The sequence below is a fragment of the Ensifer sp. NM-2 genome (assembly GCF_003024455.1).
In the GTDB taxonomy this organism is placed as follows: domain Bacteria; phylum Pseudomonadota; class Alphaproteobacteria; order Rhizobiales; family Rhizobiaceae; genus Ensifer; species Ensifer canadensis.
In genome coordinates this window covers 1-985 of record NZ_PVZR01000063.1, presented here as the reverse complement: position 1 = coordinate 985, position 985 = coordinate 1, and the positions used below count along the sequence as shown (strand labels likewise).

The window sequence follows — 985 nt, the reverse complement described above, 5'->3', positions numbered from 1 at the left end:
CTCGGAGATGCCCTCCCGGCCGGCCAGCTCATCGGCGTAGCGATCCGAGGCCCGGTCGCGCAGGGTCTTGACGATCGACCAGAACGCGCGCATCTCGGTGTCCGGGGAGGTCCGGGCGGCCTCTGGTGCCGGCGAGGCCTCCAGAGACGGCTCCTGCACGGCGGAGGGCGCCGGGATGGTGCGTTCCGTGACGGGCGTGACCGAGTTCAGCTGCGATCCGAGCGGGCGGCTCAGATGGGCCCCCGCCGCTGCCGGGATCAGCGAGACCCGATCGGTCTTCTGCGCCGGCGCCCCGGTCAGGTACGGGCTGTTGAGCAGGTCCAGGGAGGTGTCGTCGCGGCCGGTGTTGCTCATCGTTCCCCCTGCATGGGCTCGGTCTTCTCGATGATCTCTCGCCGGCTCAGCAACGCGTCCCCGAGCGAGGCGTTCAGGGCCTGGACCGCGCGGGTGTAGGGGCGCAGGCGCAGGTGGGACACCCGGGCCCCCCCGCCGAAGTGTGCTGCGGCCTCAGCTGCATGGGGCAGTCGCCCACGCACCGGGGCGCCCAGGACGGTGGCAACGTCCTTGGAGGGCAGTCGCTGGGCTCGATCCTCCACGAGCGTCAGCGACAACGAGTCCCCGATCCCTCGCTCAGCGCGGGCAGTGACCAGCTCAGGCAGGTAGGAGCGTGTGGCGGCCACGGAGACCAGATCGCTGCGCAGCACCACGTTCAGGTGATCGGCTTCGGTCCACAGGCTCTCTCGCCCGTAGGGGGCCTCGGCGCGGCCGGCGTCGATGATCACGTCGACGTCCTGTTCGGAGATCCGGCGCAGCACGGCGAACAAGTCGGCCCAGAACGAGCGCATCCCGCGCGCGGCACGGGGCTCGGCGATCGCCGGCAGCAACCAGCGGGCGGTGGCCGCCTCGGACCCGGAGAGCTCCACCGCTTGGTCCCAGACGTCCTGCTCCGAGATCGTGCGGTGGAACGATGCCTGGGCCACACCGA

At 71.4% G+C, this 985-nt stretch carries 2 protein-coding genes; both read right to left on the bottom strand.

The window, feature by feature from the left end:
- On the bottom strand, window positions 1–354 hold a 354-nt coding region (locus tag C6558_RS38735), incomplete at its 3' end, for a hypothetical protein (protein WP_146160992.1).
- A partial coding sequence (locus C6558_RS40190; protein ID WP_158269019.1) for a hypothetical protein occupies window positions 351–985 on the bottom strand: 635 nt, incomplete at its 5' end. The genes C6558_RS40190 and C6558_RS38735, both read right to left, overlap by 4 nt.